At 67.9% G+C, this 20,043-nt stretch carries 16 protein-coding genes; 8 read left to right on the forward strand and 8 right to left on the reverse strand.

Annotated features, from left to right (window positions below; translation table 11 throughout):
- Positions 1–227: 227 nt before the first annotated feature.
- Complete coding sequence (locus tag KXD96_RS03620) at positions 228–980, forward strand: acetyltransferase (RefSeq protein WP_260742976.1); 753 nt, start codon at positions 228–230, stop codon at positions 978–980.
- Here the strand turns inward: KXD96_RS03620 and KXD96_RS03625 are convergent.
- The 8 genes from KXD96_RS03625 to KXD96_RS03660 form a co-directional block, all read right to left on the reverse strand.
- Complete coding sequence (locus KXD96_RS03625) at positions 977–2,197, reverse strand: N-acetylmuramoyl-L-alanine amidase (protein WP_260742978.1); 1,221 nt, start codon at positions 2,195–2,197, stop codon at positions 977–979. The genes KXD96_RS03620 and KXD96_RS03625 overlap by 4 nt on opposite strands.
- A gap of 136 nt (positions 2,198–2,333) precedes the next feature.
- On the reverse strand, positions 2,334–2,687 hold the full coding sequence (gene trxA, locus KXD96_RS03630) for a thioredoxin (protein WP_260742980.1): 354 nt from the start codon (positions 2,685–2,687) through the stop codon (positions 2,334–2,336).
- Positions 2,684–3,691, reverse strand: a complete 1,008-nt coding sequence (gene trxB / locus KXD96_RS03635) for a thioredoxin-disulfide reductase (RefSeq protein ID WP_260742981.1) — start codon at positions 3,689–3,691, stop codon at positions 2,684–2,686. Before trxB ends, trxA begins: the two co-directional genes overlap by 4 nt.
- A 102-nt stretch (positions 3,692–3,793) precedes the next feature.
- A complete protein-coding gene (locus tag KXD96_RS03640) occupies positions 3,794–4,516 on the reverse strand; it encodes a hypothetical protein (protein WP_260742982.1) in 723 nt (240 codons plus the stop codon).
- Positions 4,509–5,120 (reverse strand): RNA polymerase sigma factor SigM, encoded by a 612-nt coding sequence (gene sigM, locus KXD96_RS03645; RefSeq protein WP_260742983.1) that lies wholly within the window; start codon positions 5,118–5,120, stop codon positions 4,509–4,511. The genes KXD96_RS03640 and sigM overlap by 8 nt, the downstream gene beginning before the upstream one ends.
- 62 nt (positions 5,121–5,182) lie before the next feature.
- Positions 5,183–8,791: a lipid II flippase MurJ gene (locus KXD96_RS03650; protein WP_260742984.1), complete on the reverse strand. Its 3,609-nt coding sequence runs from the start codon at positions 8,789–8,791 to the stop codon at positions 5,183–5,185.
- Entirely contained in the window at positions 8,788–11,175 is a 2,388-nt protein-coding gene (locus KXD96_RS03655) for a hypothetical protein (protein WP_260742985.1), read from the reverse strand. Before KXD96_RS03655 ends, KXD96_RS03650 begins: the two co-directional genes overlap by 4 nt.
- Positions 11,172–11,906 (reverse strand): NUDIX hydrolase, encoded by a 735-nt coding sequence (locus KXD96_RS03660; RefSeq protein WP_260742986.1) that lies wholly within the window; start codon positions 11,904–11,906, stop codon positions 11,172–11,174. Before KXD96_RS03660 ends, KXD96_RS03655 begins: the two co-directional genes overlap by 4 nt.
- Positions 11,907–12,018: 112 nt before the next feature.
- Between KXD96_RS03660 and KXD96_RS03665 the strand changes: the two genes are divergently transcribed.
- The 7 genes from KXD96_RS03665 to KXD96_RS03695 all read left to right on the forward strand — a co-directional run bounded on the left by KXD96_RS03665 (position 12,019) and on the right by KXD96_RS03695 (position 20,042).
- The gene (locus KXD96_RS03665) at positions 12,019–13,455 is read left to right on the forward strand and encodes a CCA tRNA nucleotidyltransferase (protein WP_260742987.1); all 1,437 of its coding nucleotides are present in this window, start codon (positions 12,019–12,021) and stop codon (positions 13,453–13,455) included.
- Between the two features lie 24 nt (positions 13,456–13,479).
- Positions 13,480–13,989, forward strand: coding sequence for a pullulanase (locus tag KXD96_RS03670; RefSeq protein ID WP_260742988.1), 510 nt, complete (start codon positions 13,480–13,482; stop codon positions 13,987–13,989).
- Between the two features lie 115 nt (positions 13,990–14,104).
- Positions 14,105–14,434 (forward strand): DUF2563 family protein, encoded by a 330-nt coding sequence (locus KXD96_RS03675; protein ID WP_260742989.1) that lies wholly within the window; start codon positions 14,105–14,107, stop codon positions 14,432–14,434.
- A 209-nt stretch (positions 14,435–14,643) separates the two neighbouring features.
- A complete protein-coding gene (locus tag KXD96_RS03680; RefSeq protein ID WP_260742990.1) occupies positions 14,644–15,204 on the forward strand; it encodes a hypothetical protein in 561 nt (186 codons plus the stop codon).
- Between the two features lie 552 nt (positions 15,205–15,756).
- Positions 15,757–17,880, forward strand: coding sequence for a DUF5631 domain-containing protein (locus KXD96_RS28710; RefSeq protein ID WP_260742991.1), 2,124 nt, complete (start codon positions 15,757–15,759; stop codon positions 17,878–17,880).
- Between the two features lie 138 nt (positions 17,881–18,018).
- The gene (locus KXD96_RS03690; RefSeq protein ID WP_260742992.1) at positions 18,019–18,954 is read left to right on the forward strand and encodes a hypothetical protein; all 936 of its coding nucleotides are present in this window, start codon (positions 18,019–18,021) and stop codon (positions 18,952–18,954) included.
- A gap of 254 nt (positions 18,955–19,208) precedes the next feature.
- Entirely contained in the window at positions 19,209–20,042 is an 834-nt protein-coding gene (locus KXD96_RS03695; protein ID WP_260745190.1) for a transglycosylase, read from the forward strand.
- Position 20,043 lies beyond the last annotated feature (1 nt).

Below are 20,043 nucleotides of genomic sequence, written 5' to 3' on the forward strand. Positions count from 1 at the left end.
TGACACCGGAGCGGTTACGGATGGGCAACGAACAACTTCCGGTGCCGCGGTATTACGAAAGCGCATGCGTTCCAATGATTTTCGGTAACGAGCTGTAACGCGCTGAGCCCCTGGGCGCCGTGATCGGCGCCTCGACGCCAAAGCTGGCCCGATTACGACATCCTCTCCTATCCTGGAGGGGTTGCCGGTGCAATTGGCTGCAGTACCGCACAGGAGCCAGGAGGCTAGTGTCCGCTCGAATCACACCGCTGCGCCTCGAGGCCTTCGAGCAGCTTCCCAAGCATGCCCGCCGTTGCGTGTACTGGGAGGTTGACCCGGCGACGCTCGGTAACCAGGATCATCTCGCCGACCCGGAATTCGAAAAGGAAGCCTGGCTGTCGATGGTCATGCTGGAGTGGGGTTCGTGCGGCCAGGTTGCGACGGCAGCCGGCGACGACAGAAGCCAAAGTGAGCCCCCGTGCCTGGGCTATGTTTTCTACGCGCCGCCGCGGGCGGTGCCGCGCGCGCAACGGTTTCCCACCGCGCCGGTGTCCGCGGACGCGGTGTTACTGACTTCGATGGGCATCGAGCCCGGGCAGGCCGCCGACGATCTGCCACACGGTCTGCTCGCCCGGGTGATCGACGAACTCGTCCGCCGTGGCGTTCGGGCACTGGAAGCCTTCGGACGTACGCCCGCTGCCTCCGAGTTGCAGGACCCGCTGTCGGCGAGCCCGGATGTGCGGCCGGTATTGGAGGCCGTCGGTGATTGCTCGGTGGACCACTGCGTCATTGACGCCGAGTTCTTGCAGGACGTGGGTTTTGTTGTGGTGGCGCCCCACCCGTACTTCCCGCGGCTGCGCCTCGAGTTGGACAAAGGGCTGGGCTGGAAGGCCGAAGTCGAGGCGGCGCTGGAGCGCCTGCTGGAAAACGCACAGTTGCAGGAGCCGGTCGGAGCCGGGTCTGCGGCGGGAAATACGTTGCGGGGCGCCGAAATCGGCTAGGAGCCGCCGAGTCTGCTGGCCCGTTCCACGGACAGCTCGTGGGCCAACAGTTCGGCGAAGGTGAAGGTGCCCGTGGGCCGGTCGTTCTTGCCCAGGAGGTAGAGTCGCTTGACCGCGGCCAGGATTCCTTCGGCGATTGCGTCGCGGGTCTGGGTGGAGACCAGCATCGCGCGATCGTGCGGGTTCGTGATGTAGCCGACGTCAACCTGCACAGTCGGCATCCGGGTCAGACGCAACAGATCCCACGTCCGGCCATGGGTCCGGCAATCCCGTAACCCGGTGCGGGCCACGACTTCTCGTTGAATGAAATCCGCAAGGTTGCGCCCGATCGTGGAGACGGAGCCGTGCGAGTTTCCGAAATGAAAGGAAGCGACGCCGTTGGCGGCCGGGCTGGGCTGGCTTTCGCAGCGCAAACTGATCATCAGGTCCGCCCCGACGTTGTTGGCCGTGGCGGCGCGTTCGGCGTCGGACGGGCTGCGGTTGACCGGGCGGGACAGGAAGGTCTCCATGCCGATGGCGGTCATCCGTCCCTCGAGCCGGCTTGCCAAGTCCCACAACACATCCGCTTCGCTGACCGGCCCCGATGGACCGTGCATGAACTCGCCGTGGTCGGTGCCGCCGCGGCCGGGATCGATGATGATCCGCTTGCCGGACAGCTTGGGTCCTGACCGGCGGACCAGTTCTTCCTCGCGGATCGCATGCGGTGAGCCGCCCGTGACGCGGGAGCTCAGAAAGTACAAGGAGCGCAACGTTTCTGGACCACAGATGCCGTCGGCCGCCAGCCCATACTCACGCTGGTACGACATCAAGGCGTTGTGCGTCTGCAAGCCGAAGTGCCCGTCGACCAGCCCGGTGTAGAAGCCGAGGTCCTGCAGCCGCGCCTGCAGCGCGGCGACGTCGTCACCGTAGAGCGGGGCGCCGAACTGGTGGTACAGCGTGCGCGCACCGAGCCGGTACGACGCCTCCTTCAACGCGCGGTAGGTGGCCTCGCCTACGATGCCGTCGACCAGCAGGCCGCGGTTCTGTTGGAAGGCGCGCACCGCCTGATCGAGTTCGGCGTCGAAAAGCTCGGGGGGCACGAGTCGGCCGGTGCTAAGATCTTCCTCGGGGCTTTCCAGCAGCCCTAGGGCCGCCAACGTAGCCCGGATTTCGGTCACGGCTGCGCTGCGGTCGCCACAGCGCAGCGCATCGCCGTATTCACGGCGCGGACTCGACATACCAAAGGCCCTCCGGGACACATTGACAGGCTTACATCTGGGCAACAGCTGTACAGCAATTGTCGCAGATGCTTCGCATATTCGGGAAAACCCCAGGCTGAACGCGGGGGCGTGGTGCGGTGAACTCAGACCGCGATCAGCTGAGGTTCGGCACCGCGTCCGAGAGCTCGCGCAGCAGCGCCGCCTTACCTTTGGCGCCGACGATCCGCTTCACCGGCTGGCCGTCCTTGAACAGAATCATGGTGGGGATCGAGACGACCTGGAAGTCGCGCGCGGTTACCGGATTGGCGTCGACGTCGAGCTTGGCCACGGTGAGCTGGCCGGCTCGCTCGCTGGCGATTTCCTCGAGAACCGGCGCGACCATCTTGCACGGCCCACACCACGTGGCCCAAAAGTCAACCAGCACAGGCTTATTGCTGGACAACACCTCCGAGGAAAACGATGCGTCAGAGACTTCGATTGTGGCCCCGGCCTTTTCGCCATCGGTCATTGAGGTACTCCAATCATCTCGCTACTGCCAGGGAATTCGGTTGCGTCGCTTTGGGCGGCCGAGCTGGATTCGACGTGGTCGGTTAGCCAGCGTTCGGCGTCGATCGCCGCCGAGCAGCCGCTGCCGGCGGCGGTTATGGCCTGCCGGTAGGTGCGATCCACCAAGTCCCCGGCGGCGAACACGCCCTCGATCGATGTGGCCGTGGTGCGGCCCTGGACCAACACATAGCCCTCGGGGTCGGTGTCGAGGACATCCCGGACCAGCTCCGAGCGCGGGTCGTGACCGATCGCCACGAAGACACCCGTGACGGGCAGGGTGGATTCCTCCCCGGAGACGGTGTCGCGCAACCGCAATCCCGTCACGGTCTGATCCCCCTCGACCCCCAGCACGGCCTTGTTGGTCAAGATGGTGATCTTGTCGTTGGCCCGGGCGCGGTCCAGCATGATCCGCGATGCGCGGAATTCCTCGCGCCGGTGTACCAGCGTGACGCTGCGCGCGAATCGCGTCAAAAAGGTGGCTTCCTCCATCGCGGAGTCCCCGCCGCCGATGACCGCGATGTCTTGGTCGCGGAAGAAGAACCCGTCACAGGTCGCACACGAGCTCACGCCGCGGCCCAGCAGCTCCTGCTCACCGGGCACGCCCAGGTACCGCGCCGCCGCGCCCATGGCCAGGATCACCGCCCGCGCCCGGACGGTCTCGCCCTCGGCGGTCGTCACCGACTTGACCGGCCCGTCCAGTGACACCGATTCGACGTCTTCCATCCGCAGGTCGGCACCGAACCGCAGCGCCTGTTCGCGCATCTGGTCCATCAACTCCGGACCGGTGATGCCGTCACGGAAACCCGGGAAGTTCTCCACCTCGGTGGTGGTCATCAACGCGCCACCAAACGATGTCCCCTCGAAGACCACCGGCGCCAACTGCGCCCGCGCCGTATACAACGCCGCGGTGTACCCAGCGGGACCCGAACCGATGATGATGACGTCGTGCACAGTGTCGGCGGTCATAGAACCCTTTCAAACGATCGTCTCTGGATTCGTACAAACGTCAGCGTAAGCACGGCTGTTCCCGGGCCCTCTGTTAGCTCCGGTGTGACCCATGGCACCACACTAAGGGCGCGGGATCACAGTGTCGGCCAACAAGCCGGTGTCGGCGGCGCTGCAGTTCAGCGCGACCGCATAGACCGCCAGGCTGTGCGGAGTGTCGCCAGGCACCACCAGCACGATGCCGGGGAGCGCGTTGATCTCGACCGGGCGCGCGCCCAGCACCTGCGTGGAAGCCGGGTAGCCCAGGCCGGCAAGGCATGAAGCGCGCCGCGCCGGGTCGTCGAGGGAGCCGTAGTCCGGGCTTTGGCGAAGCAGGCCGAGCAACTCGTCCCGGGACAGCGGGATCACCATCGGCGGTGTCGACACCGTGATGTGCTCGGCGGTCACCGGCGTGCTGGGGGCGGGCTCGGGTGCGTTGATCAGCGCCGCGGCGCCCACTCCGATCGCGGCGAGCGCCGCGCCGACACCGGCCACCCCGGCGACCAACCGCGCGGGCCGAATCCGCGGCCGCGCCGAGTGCTCGACGGGCTGGTCCGCGTCGGCCGAATCCAGCGCCGCCGAGACCCGGGCCGTGACCTCGGGTGGAACGTCGGGTGCGGGGTCGGTCTCCAGCGCCGCGACGTCACAGCGGACCCGGTTCAGGGCGTGCAGAATTTTCTCGGCCTCCGGGTCGTCGCGGGCCCGTTGCCGGACCCGGGCCGCGGCTTCGTCGTCAAGTAGGCCGGCCTGCAGGTCGGCGAGAAGCTCGACCGTCAGGGGCGGCTCGTCATCCTCGCCTTCAACCATCCGCTCCAGTGTCCGTCATGCGTTGCTTGACGGCCATGGGCGGGGCCAGGTCGGGTGAGGCGTTGAGGTAGCCGAGGAGTTCGGCGAGGCGCACGCGGGCCCGGGCGCATCGGCTCTTGACCGTGCCCTCTGCGACGCCCAGCAGCGCCGCGGTGTCGGCCACCGAGTAGCCCTGCATGTCGACGGCCACCACCGCGGCGCGCTGCTCGACGGGAAGCCGCATCAAAGCGCGCTGCACCACCATGGCGGTCTCGACCTGAGCGGTCCGATCGGCCACCGGGTAGACGTCCTCCAGTGGGACGGTCGGGTGGGCCTTGATGCGCCGCAGGCGGTCCAGGCAGGCGTTGACCACGATGCGGTGCAACCAGCTGCCGACGGCGGCGTCATGGCGGAACGCGTCGGCCCCGCGGTGCGCCGAGAGCATGGCGTCCTGCAACGCGTCCTCGGCATCCTCGGCGGTGCGCGTGGTCAGCCGGGCCAGCCGGTGCAGCTGTCGTTGGTGGCGAAGGAACAGTTCGCCGAAGGCGTGGCGGTCGCCGGCGACGTGGGCTGCCAGCAGCTCGGCGTCACTTCGTTCGCGCTGGATGTCTCCCCGGGAGCCCACGGGCGGACAGTAACCAATCGGTTCCCGGGCAGCACTTCACCACGGACAGCCCTGTGAGCCGGTCAGGAAGCGGCCTGAACCGTGATCTCGAAAAAGCCGGCCTGGCTCTTGCCGTTGGTCGTTCCCAGCGTGGAGATCCACACCAGCAGGTTCGACGTCGGCGAGCCTGCCCGGACCGGGATCACGTTGTGACCCGGCTTGAGGGCGAAGGCCGGCGCCAGGACCGTGGTGTCGTTCAGCGACGCCGGCGCCGCCGTGGCCGATGAGCGGATCTCGACCTTGGTGCCGGAGCTGGGCGTGTCGATGGTGACCTGCCCGACCACCGTGGGGTTCGGCAGCTGCAGGATCAGCCCTTCGCCCTGCTTGAAGCTGGGGAACGGGACGGCGTCGGTGTAGACCTCGGTGGCCCAGGCGGTGGTCGGGTCGCCGTCGATCGCCTGCCCGGCCGTGCCCGGGTTGTCGGCATCGCCGTCGGGGGAGAAGACCGTCGCCTTGGTCGGCTTGACGATGCTGCCGCTGGCGGAGCTGGGGGCCGACGACGAGGTGGACGAGGAGGGGCCGTTCAGCCCCAGCTCGTCCTTGTTGAGGCCGCCGCCGACGTTGCCGAAGATCTTGCTCACCACCGACGCCAAGACCAACAGGGCCACCACGATGACGGCAAGGCCCGCAGCCATGCCGATCAACAGGTTGCGGCGCCGGCGCGCGAAAATTGCGTCGTCCTGAGCGGCGGATTCGCGGGCGGTGGCCGGCGCGGGCGAATCGTCGATCGGACCCAGCACCTCCGTACGGTCGGCGACCGCGGTCGCCTGTTGTAGCAAGTTCAAAAGCGTTGAGGCACTGCGTATCCCGCCGTCCTCCTGAACCGCCCGGACCGCGACAGCCGAAATCTGGAAGGGAATGCCGCGGTCGATGACCATCGGTTCCACCGGTTGGCCCGTCGAATCGCGTTCGGCCGGCGCGAGCCCGCTGCGCGCGCTGGACTCCGCGAGCGGCCACCGATTCACCAGCAGGGCGTACAGCGCGGCACCGATACCGCGGATGTCGGCCTGCGGGTTGGCGTCGGGCATGGTCGCGGGGTAGGCGAGCACGACGTCGCCGTCGATGCTGACGCGCACCCGGCTCGGGTGGTCGATCGATAACGCGACGCCGGCTCGGTGGGCCGCGTCGGCCGCCGCCGCCAACGATTGCATGGCCCGGACGGCGCCGATGGGTGACGGCGCGGTGTCGGCCACCTCCTGCAACGAGCCGCCGCGCACCCACTCGGAGACCACCAGGCCGCCGTGCCCGGTGTGAACCACGTCGAGCACGCGGGCGATCCCGGGCTTGTCGATCCGGCTGAGCCGCAGGGTACGGGACAGGATTTCCTGCAGGACGTCATCGGGCAGCGCTCTGTCGGGGTCGACGAACGTCAGCGCCACCTGCCGGTCCAGCGCGGTATCGAGCGCCTGCCAAAACTGCAAGGGCGGCGCGCCCCCGTGGAAGACCAGCAGGCGATACCGGCCGCCGGCGATGCGGGCGCCCGGCACCAAATGGACGTCGTCTCCTGCCGGGTCCCCGGCGCGGTCGCGGGGCGCGTCGAATGGGGCCGGCCCGCGACGCGATTCGCGGGGGATGTCCCCGTTGGACGGGCGGGACGTCGACCGCTCGGCCTCGCGGTCGGCGGGGATGTCGGGCTGGAAGTCGTCGGCGACCGGTCGTGGCAGCTCGGCACCCGACGCGGCGCTCTCGGCAGGGCGGTCGGTCACCTCCGGTCCTTTCGCTATCCGCTCTGGGGCTACCCGCTCCGGAGGTCTGCGCCGGATCGGCTCCTGGACCGCATTTACCCCAGGCGGGGACGAATTTCTCTGCTCAGGGTACGTGACCGGGGATCGGCGAGACGATCGATCGGACGTCACCGGTTTGCGGGCGACCGGCGCGTGGCCGCCGAAGCGGCGCCTGACGGCGTCCAGCGCGGCCCGTGCCTCCGGGACGTGCGCGCGGAGCAGGACCGCGGCCATGATCGGCAGCATGATCACCGCCAGGATGAGCAGGCGCAGCAACGAGCCCGCGCCGCCGCCGTGCGCGGTCAGCAGGTTCAGCCCCGACAGCCGATCGGCCACATGGGCCACCAAACCGGCCAGCATCGAGGCGGTGAGGGTGACCAGGATGGTGCGCAGCTCGCCCGTTCCGATCAGGTGGCCGCCCGCCGGCAGCAGGGCGTGCCGCAACAGCACGTAACCGATGATCGCGCCCGCCAGAAACCCGACGCCGTTGGCTAGCCCCAGATAACCGGCCACCAGCTTCGGGTCGTCGGTCAGGTGCGGCGCCAGCACGGATCCCACGATCTTGACCGCGGTGATGACGAGGATGATCACGATCGGCGTCCAGGGCTGCTCGCGCGCGTAGAAGACGCGCAGCTGGAGCAACACCAGCCCGTAGGGAATCAGGGTGAACGCCGAGAGGGCGATCGCGGCGCCCAGGTACCCGGCGTCGACCCCGCCGAAGTGGCCGTAGGCGAACAGCGCGCTGCCGATCGCGGGCCCGCCGACGGTCATGAACGCGACGATCGGGATCAGCGTGATCAGCGTCAGGCGGGTGGCCAGTGACAGGTCGGCGAGCACGGCCCGGGTGTCGTCGGCGGCGGCGTTGCGGCTCAGCCGCGGCATCACGACGGTCAGCACGGTGACGCCGATCATCCCGAACGGCAGCATCAGGACCAGCCAGGTGTAGTTGTAGATCGCGGGGCCCGACGCCGCCGCCGTGCTGGCGATCTGGTTGCCGACCACCAGGCCCAGCTGGCTGATCAGCACGTAGAGCACCATCGCGGTGGCCATCGTGCCGAAGCGCTTGAGTCGCTCGTCGATGCCCCACAGGGGGCGCAGGTCGACGCGCTGGCGCCGCAGCGCCACCAGCAGCACCGCGGTCTGCGCGAAGACGCCCAGCGTGGTGCCGATGCCGAGCACCAGCAGCTTGGTGTTGCCCATCCGCACGGGGTCCACCGACAGCTCACCGGGGACGGCCGCGTACACCGCCAGGGTCGCGAGGGCGACGACGTTGTTGACCACGGGCGCCCACGCCGTCGGCCCGAACACGTTGCGGGTGTTGAGGATCGCCATGAACACCGATGTGAGGCCGTAGGCCAGGACCTGCGGGAGCAGCAGGTAGGCGAACGCGGTGGTCAGCGGCTCGTTGACCTGCGGAGTGCGGCCGAGCATCAACCGCACCAGCAGCGGCGCGGCGAGCACCGACAGCGCCGTCGCCAGCACCAACAGCGCGGTCGTCAGGGTGACCAGGCGACGCACGAACGCCGCCCCGCCGTCAGGGTCACTCTGCTCGGCGCGGGCAAGCACCGGCACGAAGATGGCGGTGAAGGTCGCCTCGAGCACTAGGGCGGCTACCAAGTTCGGCAGCTGGTTGGCCACCGAGAAGGCACTGGACAGAGCGGCGCCGAGGATCGCCGCCAGGAGCACGATCCGGGCGAAGCCCGTGAGCCGGCTTACCAGCGTCGCGAACGCCATCGCCCAGGACCGCGACACCAGGGCCGCGTCGGAGAGCTCGGGGCGACGGCGATCGATTCCCGCGGGGACAGGCGGCAGGGGACCGGTCGGCGGCGAGCCCGGGGTCCGGGGTCGCCGCGGCGGCTCTGGCACGCGGTGGGGTTGGGGTGCGCCCTGCCGGTGGGCGGGATTCATACTCGGTGCTCTTGCTCGACCCGGCCGTCGGCCTCGTCGTCGACCTCCACGGATCTGGCGCTGGGCGGGTCGGGCCGGTCCAGGTCGGCGGGGTCGGGCTGGCCGCGGAAGCGGTGCCAAAGGCGCCGTCCGGCCAGCAATACCAACACGGCCGCGGCCGCCATGGTGATTGCGAACAGCACCTTGCCGTAGGCGTTGGAGTGCACCGACAGCCGCACCGGATCGCCCAGCCGCATGCCGTCCGGGGTGCGCAGTGTCACGTCGATGGCGACTCGCTGGGTGAAGTTCACCTCGATCGGCACCCGCAGCGGCAGATATCCCGGTGGCAATTCGATCTGGCCGAGGTCGGTGACCGTCATCCCCGGCGGGGCGTCGACCTGCAGCCGCACCTTGATGGGTACGGCCAGGCCGTTGTGGAGCGCCAGCGGCAGGGGGCTGTGCTCGGTGGCCAGGGTGTAGGAGCCGCCAGGATTGACGATGGTGACCGCGCCGAACAGATCGTTGATCGTCTTTCCGACGACGGCCAGGCGCTGCTGGGCCATCCCGTTGCGGGTGTCCGGCGGCTGGGATTGGCTCAGCGCGCGCAGCATGTCTTCGCGCAGGGGGGCGGTGTACTGGGTGCCGGTCAGTCCGGTCCGTTCGTCGGTGCTCAGCGCCGACGTCAGGCCCCACAGCCGGCCGACCTGACCGGCAACCGCGGCGGTGACGTCGTCGCCGAATCGGCCACGCGCGGAGAGGTAGGCGCCCACCGGTTCGGTGTGGGGTTGTGCAGTCTGGTTGGCGTCGGCGATCACCGCCGTGAAGGGCCGCGGGATCGCCAGACCGGACCGAATGCTGGTGGTCAGCGCGGTCAAGATGACGTGCGCGTCGTCGGCCTGCAGGTTCCACGTCGCCGGCGGGACCAGGATCTGGGTGCGAGGCGCGTCGTCATGGCGCAGGGCGTGCCAGAACATGGAGCCCAGGGCGTCCTGGCGGCGCGCGGTCATCGAGTCGTGCGCGAGGCGCACGGTCAGCGAGGAATCCAGGTAGGTAGGGACAGCGGGGGAGCTTCCCGCTCCGGCGAGCGCGGCGCCCACCGCCGGGTCGAATGGGGCGACCACCACTTGCGGGGACAGCCGCCGCGGCGCGGTGTCGACGGTGGTCTCGGAGGATCCTTGTGCGGCATCCGGGGCGGACAAGTCGGCGGCGGCGATCGCGACGGTGCCTTCGTTGGCGCCGAGCAGGTTGACCGCGCGGTTGGTCAGTGGGCCGTCGGGCAGCAGCGCGGCGTCGCGGGCGGAGGCAACGTCCAGAATGCGGTCGACGATGCTGTTGACGCCGGTGGTGGCGGTGGCGCTGAGCCCTCGGTCGTTGACGCGTTGCAAAGCGTCCAGGTCGGCTTGCGCATAGGGCAGCGGGGCCACGCAGGTGCGGTGCGCCAGGGCGCGCAGCCGGTTGAGCCACTCCACCGCGGCGGTCTGTCCGGCGCCCGGGTGGGTCGGGGTGCCCGGAAATTGGGCGGCGCCCTCGGGCGAATCGGACACCACGTAGCCGGCCGTCATCGCGTTGACGGTGACGAGCAGGTCGGGATCGACGGCCAAACACAGCGCACGCCCCACGGCGCCGTCGGGATCGACGTCGTGGCTGGTGACGACCTCCGCCGCCGACAGCAGAATGTCCAGCCGGCCGCCGCTGGCCAGGGAGGCGGCCAAGTCGTCGTCGACCAGGCGGACCGGGATGGTGCCGCCGGGGACGCCCGGGGCCAGCCGGGGCCGATCGGCCAGCGGCCACAGCATCGTGATCGACACGGGTTTGGAGGTGTCGGGTGCGACGGCCGAGCCCAGATCGCCGCCCTGATCGGGTGGCACACCGACCACGGGCAGCAGGAATCGTGCGTTGTCGAGTCGCGCGGGGGCGCCGTAATCCGGCGTGCCGTTCACGTTGACCAAGACCGGATAGATGCCGGGCTTTTCGACTCCCAACGACTGCTTGGTCAACGAGCGCAGCGGTGCCGACAGGGTGAAGCCGGCTTGTTGACCGCGTTGCAGTTCGGGAGCGACCGTGAGGAAGTCGGCGGCCGCTTGATACCCGTCGGTGTCGCCGTCCAGGCTGGTCCGCAAGCCAGCTGAGGTGGTGACCGCCCCGGCGTGTTCGAGCCGGACCATCACGTCCCGGACGGGGCGGTCGCCGATGTTGGTCACCATGCCGCTGACGGTGACGACGGGTTGACTGGACGTGGTGACCACGTCCGGGGTGACCTGGTCGATGCGGACCCGCACAAACGGGGTCGCGCCGGGCTCGCCCGCATCCGCGCGTGGCATGGCCGGCCCGGTGAGCACCGCGAACCCGGCCACGATGCCGATCACTGCCGCGAGGCGCAACAAGCAGAGTCGGGACGCCGTCACGGTCCTGGCCCGTGGCCGTTCTTCCGGCTGGTGGCCGGCTTGTCGGCGTGCCGGGTGCGCGAATGCGTCTGCGGGCGGCGCCGGGGAGAGGTGGGTGGCAGCGGCGGCAGGGCGGTGGGGCCGTCGCTCTGCAGCTTGTCGATCAGCTCGTGGGCCACCCGGGCCAGTCGGCGTTCGTCGGCGTACGCCAGCTTCGACGGCAGCTCGTGCATCGGCACCCAGGCCACCTCGGCGACTTCGAGGTCCTCGTCGGACAACTCGCCTCCGGAGAAGCGCATCAGATAGTGGTGCACCGTCTTGTGGACCCGGCGGCCATCGGTGACGAACCAGTAGTCGATGCGTCCCAGGGCGGCCAGCACGCTGCCGCGGATTCCGGTCTCTTCGGCGACTTCTCTTATAGCGGTCTGTTCGGCGGTCTCACCGAGTTCGATGTGTCCCTTGGGCAGTGACCACAGCATCCGCCCTCGTCGATCTACGCGGCCGATGAGCGCCGCGACCTGGCCGTCGCGCGGGCCGTCGAGGCCGTCGATGACCAGCCCTCCGGCGGAGGTTTCATGCACGGTGCGCAGCCTGTCCGGCCCGCGGCGAGGCACACGGGGCCGGGGGGGTTTCGTCCCCGTCGAGTCGGCGGGCGCTTGGCCGTTCGTCTGGTTCTCGGTCGAACTCGCAGCGCCACGACCGCGCCGCCGTCCCCGACGCCGACGTGCCTTGCCTTGTTCGCCGTCCGACACCCAAGCGATAGTAGCTGGCACGGCATTTTCTCCCAGGACATACTCGCCGCTGGCGGGGCGCGCGATGGCGCAGCGCCGTCCTGTTCGGCGCCGCCGACTAGGCTGACCGAACGTGTCCGAACCCGACGTGGAGCTGCTGGCCGCCGCCGCGGTTGCCCTGAATCAACACGCGCCCATGCTGCGCGAGTTGGGCTCGGCGTTTGGCGCTGCGGGACACGAGTTGTACCTCGTCGGGGGTTCGGTGCGAGATGCCGTGCTGGGCAGGCTGAGTCCCGACTTGGACTTCACCACCGACGCCTACCCCGAGCAGGTCCAGCAGATCTTGCGGCGATGGGCCGACAACATGTGGGACACCGGCATCGACTTCGGCACCGTCGGTGTGGGCAAGGACGGCCATCGGTTGGAGATCACCACGTTCCGAGCCGACGCCTATGACCAGGTATCGCGGAAGCCGGAGGTGCAATTCGGCCGGCGACTCGACGACGATCTGGTGCGCCGTGACTTCACCGCCAACGCGATGGCCGTGCGCATCACGCCGGACGGTCCGGGTGAATTCCTAGATCCCCTCGGCGGTTTGGTGAGCCTGCGCGAGCGGGTGCTCGACACCCCGGCGGCCCCGTCGGTGTCCTTCGGCGACGACCCCTTGCGGATGTTGCGGGCGGCGCGGTTCGTGTCGCAACTCGGCTTCGCCGTCGCACCGCGGGTCCGCGACGCGATTGAGACCATGGCCCCCGAGCTCGGACGGATCAGCGCCGAGCGGGTGGCCGCCGAGTTGGACAAGCTGCTGCTGGGCGACGACCCGGTGTCCGGCATCGATCTACTGGTGCAGACCGGCATGGGCGAGGTGGTGCTGCCCGAGGTCGGCGGCATGCAGATGGCGATCGACGAACATCACCAGCACAAGGACGTTTATCAGCATTCGCTGACGGTGCTGCGGCAGGCGATCGCGCTGGAGGACGACGGCCCGGACCTGGTGCTGCGCTGGGCCGCGCTGCTGCATGACATCGGTAAACCGGCCACCAGACGACACGAAGCCAACGGCGGCGTGAGTTTCCACCACCACGAAGTCGTCGGCGCCAAGATGGCCCGAAAGCGGTTGCGGGCGTTGCAGTATTCCAAGCAGATGGTCGGGGACGTCTCCCAACTGGTGTATCTGCATCTGCGATTCCATGGCTACGGCGAGGGGAAGTGGACCGATTCCGCGGTGCGCCGCTACGTCACCGATGCCGGGCCGCTGCTGCCTCGGCTGCACAAACTGGTGCGGGCCGACTGCACCACCCGCAACAAGCGCCGGGCCGCGCGGCTGCAGGCCAGCTATGACCGGCTGGAGGCGCGGATCGCCGAGCTGGCCGCCCAGGAGGATTTGGCGCGGGTGCGGCCCGACCTCGACGGCAATCAGATCATGCAGTTGTTAGGCATTCCCGCGGGTCCGCAAGTCGGGGAGGCATGGCGCTTCCTGAAAGAGCTGCGGTTGGAGCGGGGGCCGTTGACCACCGATGAGGCGACCGCGGAACTGCTGGACTGGTGGCGCTCGCGCGGGAACCCGTAGCGGTGGTCGCGCGTCCGATCGTGCATGGACTACTGCATGGCTGGCGACGACGGCACGGCGTCTATCTGGCACCGCGAACTGGACCTCGACCTTGATGGCGACGGCCGGCTCGATGCTTTCGGGCTGGACTTCGATGGCGATGGGCTGCACGACGACGCATTCGCCGATCTTGATGGCGACGGCATCGCCGATCACGCGGTGCTCGACCTCGACAACGACGGCACTCCCGAGGCGTACTTCACCGATGACGGATCCGGGACGTGGGGGGTGGCCTCGGAGCAGGGCCGACCACTGCGGTGGTTCGGCCTCGATGGCGTCGAGCACACCGGCGGCCCCTTGATCGATTTCGATGGCCACGGCACGGCCGATGACCGGCTGTTCGATACCGATGGCGACGGTGTGGCCGACCGGTTGCTGTGCACCGATGAGGGCGGCGCCACCGAATATGTCGACACCGACGGTGACGGCAAGTGGAACGTGCGGCTGACCGATTCCGACGGCGACGGTCTCGCCGATGGCGCTAGCGCGTTATGAGGCGGTGGCGTAGAGCCAAGGTGAATTGACCACAGCCCTTGGGGTATTTAGCGTGGCCAAGAGCGGCTTGACTAGGCATGCATCTGTCGTCGCGGTCGACCAGGAAGGGGTGGCGATGTTCGTTGACACAGACCTTCTGCACTCCGGAGGCAACGAATCGCATCGCGCGGGTGGGCATGCTCAAGACGGAGCTGACCAGCTTGCGCGCGGACCGCTTTCGTCGGGAATGTTCGGTGACTTCGCCGCCGCCGATGCTTTTCACGAGGCGGCCGCCACCGCCCACACGCAGCACGTGCAGAGCCTGCAGGGCCACCGGCAGACGCTGACCGACGTTGGCGCCAAGGCTCACTACGCGGCCAAGGGGTTCACCAGCATGGATCAGCACAACGCCGGCGAGATGCGGGCGGTGCTACCGGTTTCCGGTGTGGCGACGCCGCGAGTCTGAGGGTCCGATCGCGCGGCGACCCGAGGTAACACGGCTTCCGAGCTGGTCGACTATGTAGCCCTTCGATGCGCCAATGGTTATGGCGCTCCAGGTCTTTGTACGAGTGGTCAGTGCCGCATTTGCGCCGCCATTTCAGCGTTGACACGCCACGCACGTGGATAATTCAGGAGAACGGCTTCCAAGGTGTTAGACGATGTGAGGAGGGCTGCATGGGGGATTTGCCTCCGAACTTCGGCGGGGAACCAGGGGGCCCGCCACCAGCTCAATGGCAGCCGGCTTATCCCACTCAGCCCATACGAGGTCCACGCACGTGGCCAGCGATCGGCTTGGCATTGATTGCCGTTCTGCTCAGCGCTGTTGCCTTAGTTGTGGCCTCAACCCGGTCTACGAATGACTCCGCGACAGGACCCGCAACCACGTCCGCGGCGCCCACGTTTACGGCAGAGCAAAGCGTCGCCGCGCACAAAAAGCTTTGCGAGACCTATAACTTGGCGGCACGGGCCGTTCAGATAGAAACTAACGGCGACAACCCGGCGTTGTCGGGCATTGCGGTTGTCAATGGAGCAGTAATGCTGGAGCACGCTGTGAGTACGAATCCGGCAATCCCGCCTGGCGATCGAGATGCCGCACTCGCGCTCGCTGAGGCTTACAGCAATTCTCAAGCTATAGCCGCCACAGTTCAGCAGCGCGACGATCCCATATGGCAGTCAACGATCAGTGACGTCAACAACAAAGACGTTGCGATGAAAAGGGTTTGCGGCGGCGGGTGACCGACGGTCCCAAACGCACGGATCGTTTTACTCAGCCGGGCATGTTTGAAACAACGACCCCGGTGCCAACGTCGGGCGCATCCAGAGCTATCCGAGACTTGGCGTATAGCTCCATGCTTGACCGTCAATAGGACCGATAGCGTCCGATGGTTCGGTTCCCGGACGCGAGTTAGAGCTCGAGCCGCTTGAAGATGCGGCCGCTCCGGGCAATCAGGACCTTGCTTCGGGGCCTGAATAGTAGTCGCTAGACGCCAGCAGCTGCGGTATCCGGTGAATTGCTTGGTCCGCGGTTCCTTGCTCCACTATGGAGTGGAGGGGGCACGCATAATCGGGGGTCAGTGTTTAGCTGGGTTCCGCGACCGCGAGGAGGGGCATGGTGAGGAACCAGTCGTGGAGGCTTGGTGACGGGACGCCCGCCCCGCCGAACGCCCTGAATTGGTCAGACTCTCTCTGCAGGCCGGGGCCACGGCCCGCGTCAAGACGCGGCTGAAACGGAAGAACAACGTGCACTTAATCGTGCGACCGCAGAGGATTCCGCGATGAGGGTATTCGGTGGCGGTTGACCTCCCGCCCGGTAAATGGACAGCGGCGCTAATCGGGCCGTGGTGGCCCGCACCATCGACTGCCCTGCGTGCCGGTGCTCAACACTGGAGCCAGGTGTGTGCCGAGCAGCAGCTATTTTCTCAGGATCTGCGCAGTCAGTGGACCATGATTGCGGCGCATAATCAGGGCCGGACGGCGGACGATCTGATATCGCGATACCAACAAGGCGAAAAATTTCACTTAGATCTTGCTGAGAAGTACCAGTCAAAGGCAGGAGCCTTCAACGCGGGGGCTGATGCCATCGACTATCTACGAAGTCGGTTGGCGGACATAGCGAATTCGGGCAATAGAGAGATAGATGAGATTCTTGCGTCAAAAAAGTCGCTGCCGGAGCAAGTAGCGGAAGTCCAGGCCGTCCAGTTGCGATGCAATGGTGATGCGGCCAACGCGAGCATGAACGCGGTTGACAAACTCATGACGGCGACCCAAAAGATCTTTGATGCTGAAGGTGTTGGTAGCGACGCCCGGATGTGGGCGCGTGAACAGGGCTTCAATGTCGAGAATCCTTCCTCGCCGCGCCCGATCACCCAGGAGGATCTAGGGTCGTCTACCCCACTGTCCGTCGGCGGCGGTTCTGTGACCAATGCGCTTTCGCCGCACGGTCACCTGCCGAGAGTGTCGCCGACTGGCTTTGGAGGCGGTTCAGCGCCTAATGCACCGGCGCCGGGCAGCGGCAATTTCGGGTCAGGATTTGGGGGCGGGTCCGTACCAGCTGGCCCAGCGGTCGCGCCATCGCCTGGGGTCCAAGTACCCGGCAGTGGCGGAACCGTTTCGCCCGGTATGCCAGGTGTCTCAGGAAGCCCAATGACCATGTCCCCCGCCGGCCTCGGCCAAGGCACGCCCAACTTGGCGCAATCGTTCGCGTCTGGAATGGCGACGGGCCAACCGGCAGGCGCCGCCGCGCAAGGATTGTCGTCCGGCGCGATAAACGCGATGGAATCCGGAGCGGGGACACCTCCTCAACCCGGGGCGCCGGTGGAGGCGCCGCCTGTGGCGCCGACCGCACCTAGTGCCGGGGTTGTCATACCGGCGAGCGCTCCGGTCGACACACCACCGCCGGCCGCCTCCGCACCACCGGCCGCAGGCGGAACCGCTCCTGTAACACCGGTAGTGACGGGGGGTGCATGGTCCGGGTCGGCAGCACCTGTAGCTGGTAGTACGAGTGTCCCTGCAGGCTCATTGCCCGCCTATGGCTCTGACCTGCGGCCGCCGGTCACGGCGCCGCCTGCGATGCCGACGGTCCCGACCGGGCCGGTCTCGGGCGCGCCGGTGGCACCCTCGGCGAGTTCGTCCACATCCGCGGGCGGCCCGCTGGTCTCTCCGGTCGAACGCGGAGCCGCGGCCGGGCAGGCAGGCGCGAACTCGTCGAGCATGGTCGGAGCATCAGCCATGTCCGCGGCAACCGGTGCGACGGCCGGCGTGGTGTCGAGTAGGGCTGCCGAGCAACAGCGTTTGCAGCGCCTCGTCGATGCGGTGGCTCGCCAAGAGCCGCGAGTTTGGTGGGCGGCCGGTCTGCGAGACGATGGCACTACCACTCTGCTGGTCACGGACCTCGCTAGCGGATGGATCCCGCCCCACGTGAAACTGCCGGCGCATGTAACCCTGCTCGAACCAACCGCACGACGCCGCGATGCGAGTGTGGTGGACTTGCTAGGAGCCGTCGTGGTTGCCGCCGCTCACGAGCACAACACCTACGTGGCCGAATCGGACCCCGAGGCTCCCACGCTGAGCGGCGATCGACCGGCCCGGTCGGCCGCACCACATGTCGACGAACTTGGGCCAGCCCTAGTGCAAGCCGTGCGTCGTCGCGACGGTCTGCCGCGAATTGCGCAAGCTATCGCCGCGCCGGCCGTGCGGAATACCGGTGTGCTTGAAAACGAAACTGAGCTTTTGCGCAGTTGCATTGCCGAGGTTCGAGATTCGGTGCTGACGGCATACCCAGATCACGACGCAGCTGCCGTCGGGGATTGGATGCTGCTCGCGGCAATCGAGGCCCTGATCGATGGGCATGAGTACCTCGCGAATTACCACATGGCGTGGTTCGACGTAATCAGCCATCAGGGAGGCGGATAGGGCGTTCACAAGCCTGCGGCCGCTGCCGGAAACGACGTGAATACCGATCACAGGGGACTGGTGTCAAAATGGTGCGATAGCCAATCGGGTGCCGCGGTTTGCACCAGGTAGTTCTACAAGCGGGGTGGAGGTGAGGCTATGACCGGCGGCGGCACCATCAAGAGCGCTCCTGCCGTATTGGGCGGGCTGGTCGGCGCGCCGGAAGCGCCACCGCCTATGCCGTTTCCCGCGTCCGTGGGCGGAACCGCCCCCGCCGACATCGGCCAGGGATTGCTGCATTCCGCCGGCAACGCCGGCGTGCCGAAGGACGCAGCGGACGCGGCCGCCGCAGACGCGGACCGTCGCGCCCATGCCGCCGATGCCGCCGCGAAATTCCCTGCGAATGAAGCTGATTCGGCACAGCAGATGCAAAATGTCGGTCAACAAGCCCCGCAGATGATGCAGCAGATGCTGCAAAGCATCACCGGCGCCCTCGGCGGCGCGGTCGGCGGCATCATGGGGCCGCTGACGCAGCTGCCACAGCAGGCGATGCAGGCCGGCCAAAGCGCCATCCAGCCGCTGATGAGCGCAGTTCAGGGCGCCAACAGGGCCAGTGCCCTCGCGAGCGACCCGCAGCTCGTCGACAGCGTCGGCCCAGGCACCGGGCTGGGCGGCGGCTCGGGCTCGGGTGGGGGCGGAGGCCTCGGCGGCGGCACCACTCCGGCCAGTTCTCTGGGTCCGCCTCCAGTGCCAACCTCGTCCCCGCCCACGACTCCTGCCGGGGCGGCCAAGGCGGCCATGACGCCACCGGTTAGTGGCGCGCCGGCCGCGCCGGGGCAGACCGGTATGGGGGGTATGGGGATGATGCCGCCGGGGGCCATGGGCCACGGGGGCGAGGGGGGCAATAAAGACAAGCCGCCCGAGAAGCGCATATCGGCGCCGGGCGTGCCCAACGGTCAGCCCGTCAAGGGCCGGCTGACCATGCCGCCGGGCGCCCCGGGTCCCAAACCCGGCGAGGAGAAGCCCACCGTGGTCACCAACCGGCCCAATCGGCGAATCGTGATCATGCCGACCGAGGACGAGGCAACGGAATAGCGCGGCCGGTGCGCCATTCCCACGACGCTGGAAGGTGAGTGGTCGGGCCACGCGCATGGCAGTAGTGTCAAGCCGGCCGCTGCCGTATCGGGTTCCTCGTTATTGACAGTGGAACTGCGGATTCGTGCATGCTGTTGATACGAATTTTCGCGGCCTAAGGGTGTGGGAGTAACAGCTCGAGTGTCCGGAACGGATGCGGCGCCGAGGGGGCGCAGACGCGGGTTAGAGCGGGGAAGGCGTTGACCGATCCGCTCATGATCCATGCGGTGGCAGCGTTGTCGCGCGGCCACAGTCTGTTGGCTGGCGACGTCGGCAGCGCCCCCATAGCCGGTGCGCCCGAACACCTGGCCAACGATGCCCGCGGCGGCCTTCCCACCGCCGCTGCAGCGCGGTCGACGAGCGCAATCAACGAGCTACGCCGGAGCAACGACATCGATAGCGCCCTCGCACAGATCCTGGCGGCGGCGCATAGAGACCACGCGCACACAAGGACGGCAACCCGGGCGGTCCTGGAAGACGCCAAGGCCGACGCAACACGGGCCGCCGATACGCCGATGGCGCGGCGCGAGGCGATGGCCCGGATGGCGGCCAGGTTGCGCAGCCAGCACCGGCACATCCTGAACGCGCGCCGACGGGCACGCCTCAGGGCGCTGCGGCTGCGGCGTCTGCGCTACCGAAAAAGGCGGACGATGGGGGACGGCCAGGGCAGCGGCCACCAGGCGATCATCGCCGCGATCCGCAAAGCCTTGAATATCAAGGGAATTCACGACCCGGCGGCGCGTGCCCGCTGGGAGCGCGGCATGGATCTGGTGGCTCGCCGCGAGTCCAACTACAACGCCGACGCGGTCAACCGCTGGGATTCGAACGCGGCACGGGGCACCCCGAGCAAGGGCGCCTGGCAGTTCATCGGGCCAACGTTCGCGGCCTATCACGAGCCGGGGACGTCGCGCGACATCCACAATCTGGTGGCGCAGGCGTGCGCGTTCATCAACTATGCGATGGGCCATTACGGCGTCGCCGCTGACGCGTCGAACTTGGCTGATCGGATTCAGCAGGCCGATCCTCGCCGATCACCTAAGGGGTATTGAG

Source organism: Mycobacterium sp. SMC-2, from assembly GCF_025263485.1.
In the GTDB taxonomy this organism is placed as follows: Bacteria; Actinomycetota; Actinomycetes; order Mycobacteriales; family Mycobacteriaceae; genus Mycobacterium.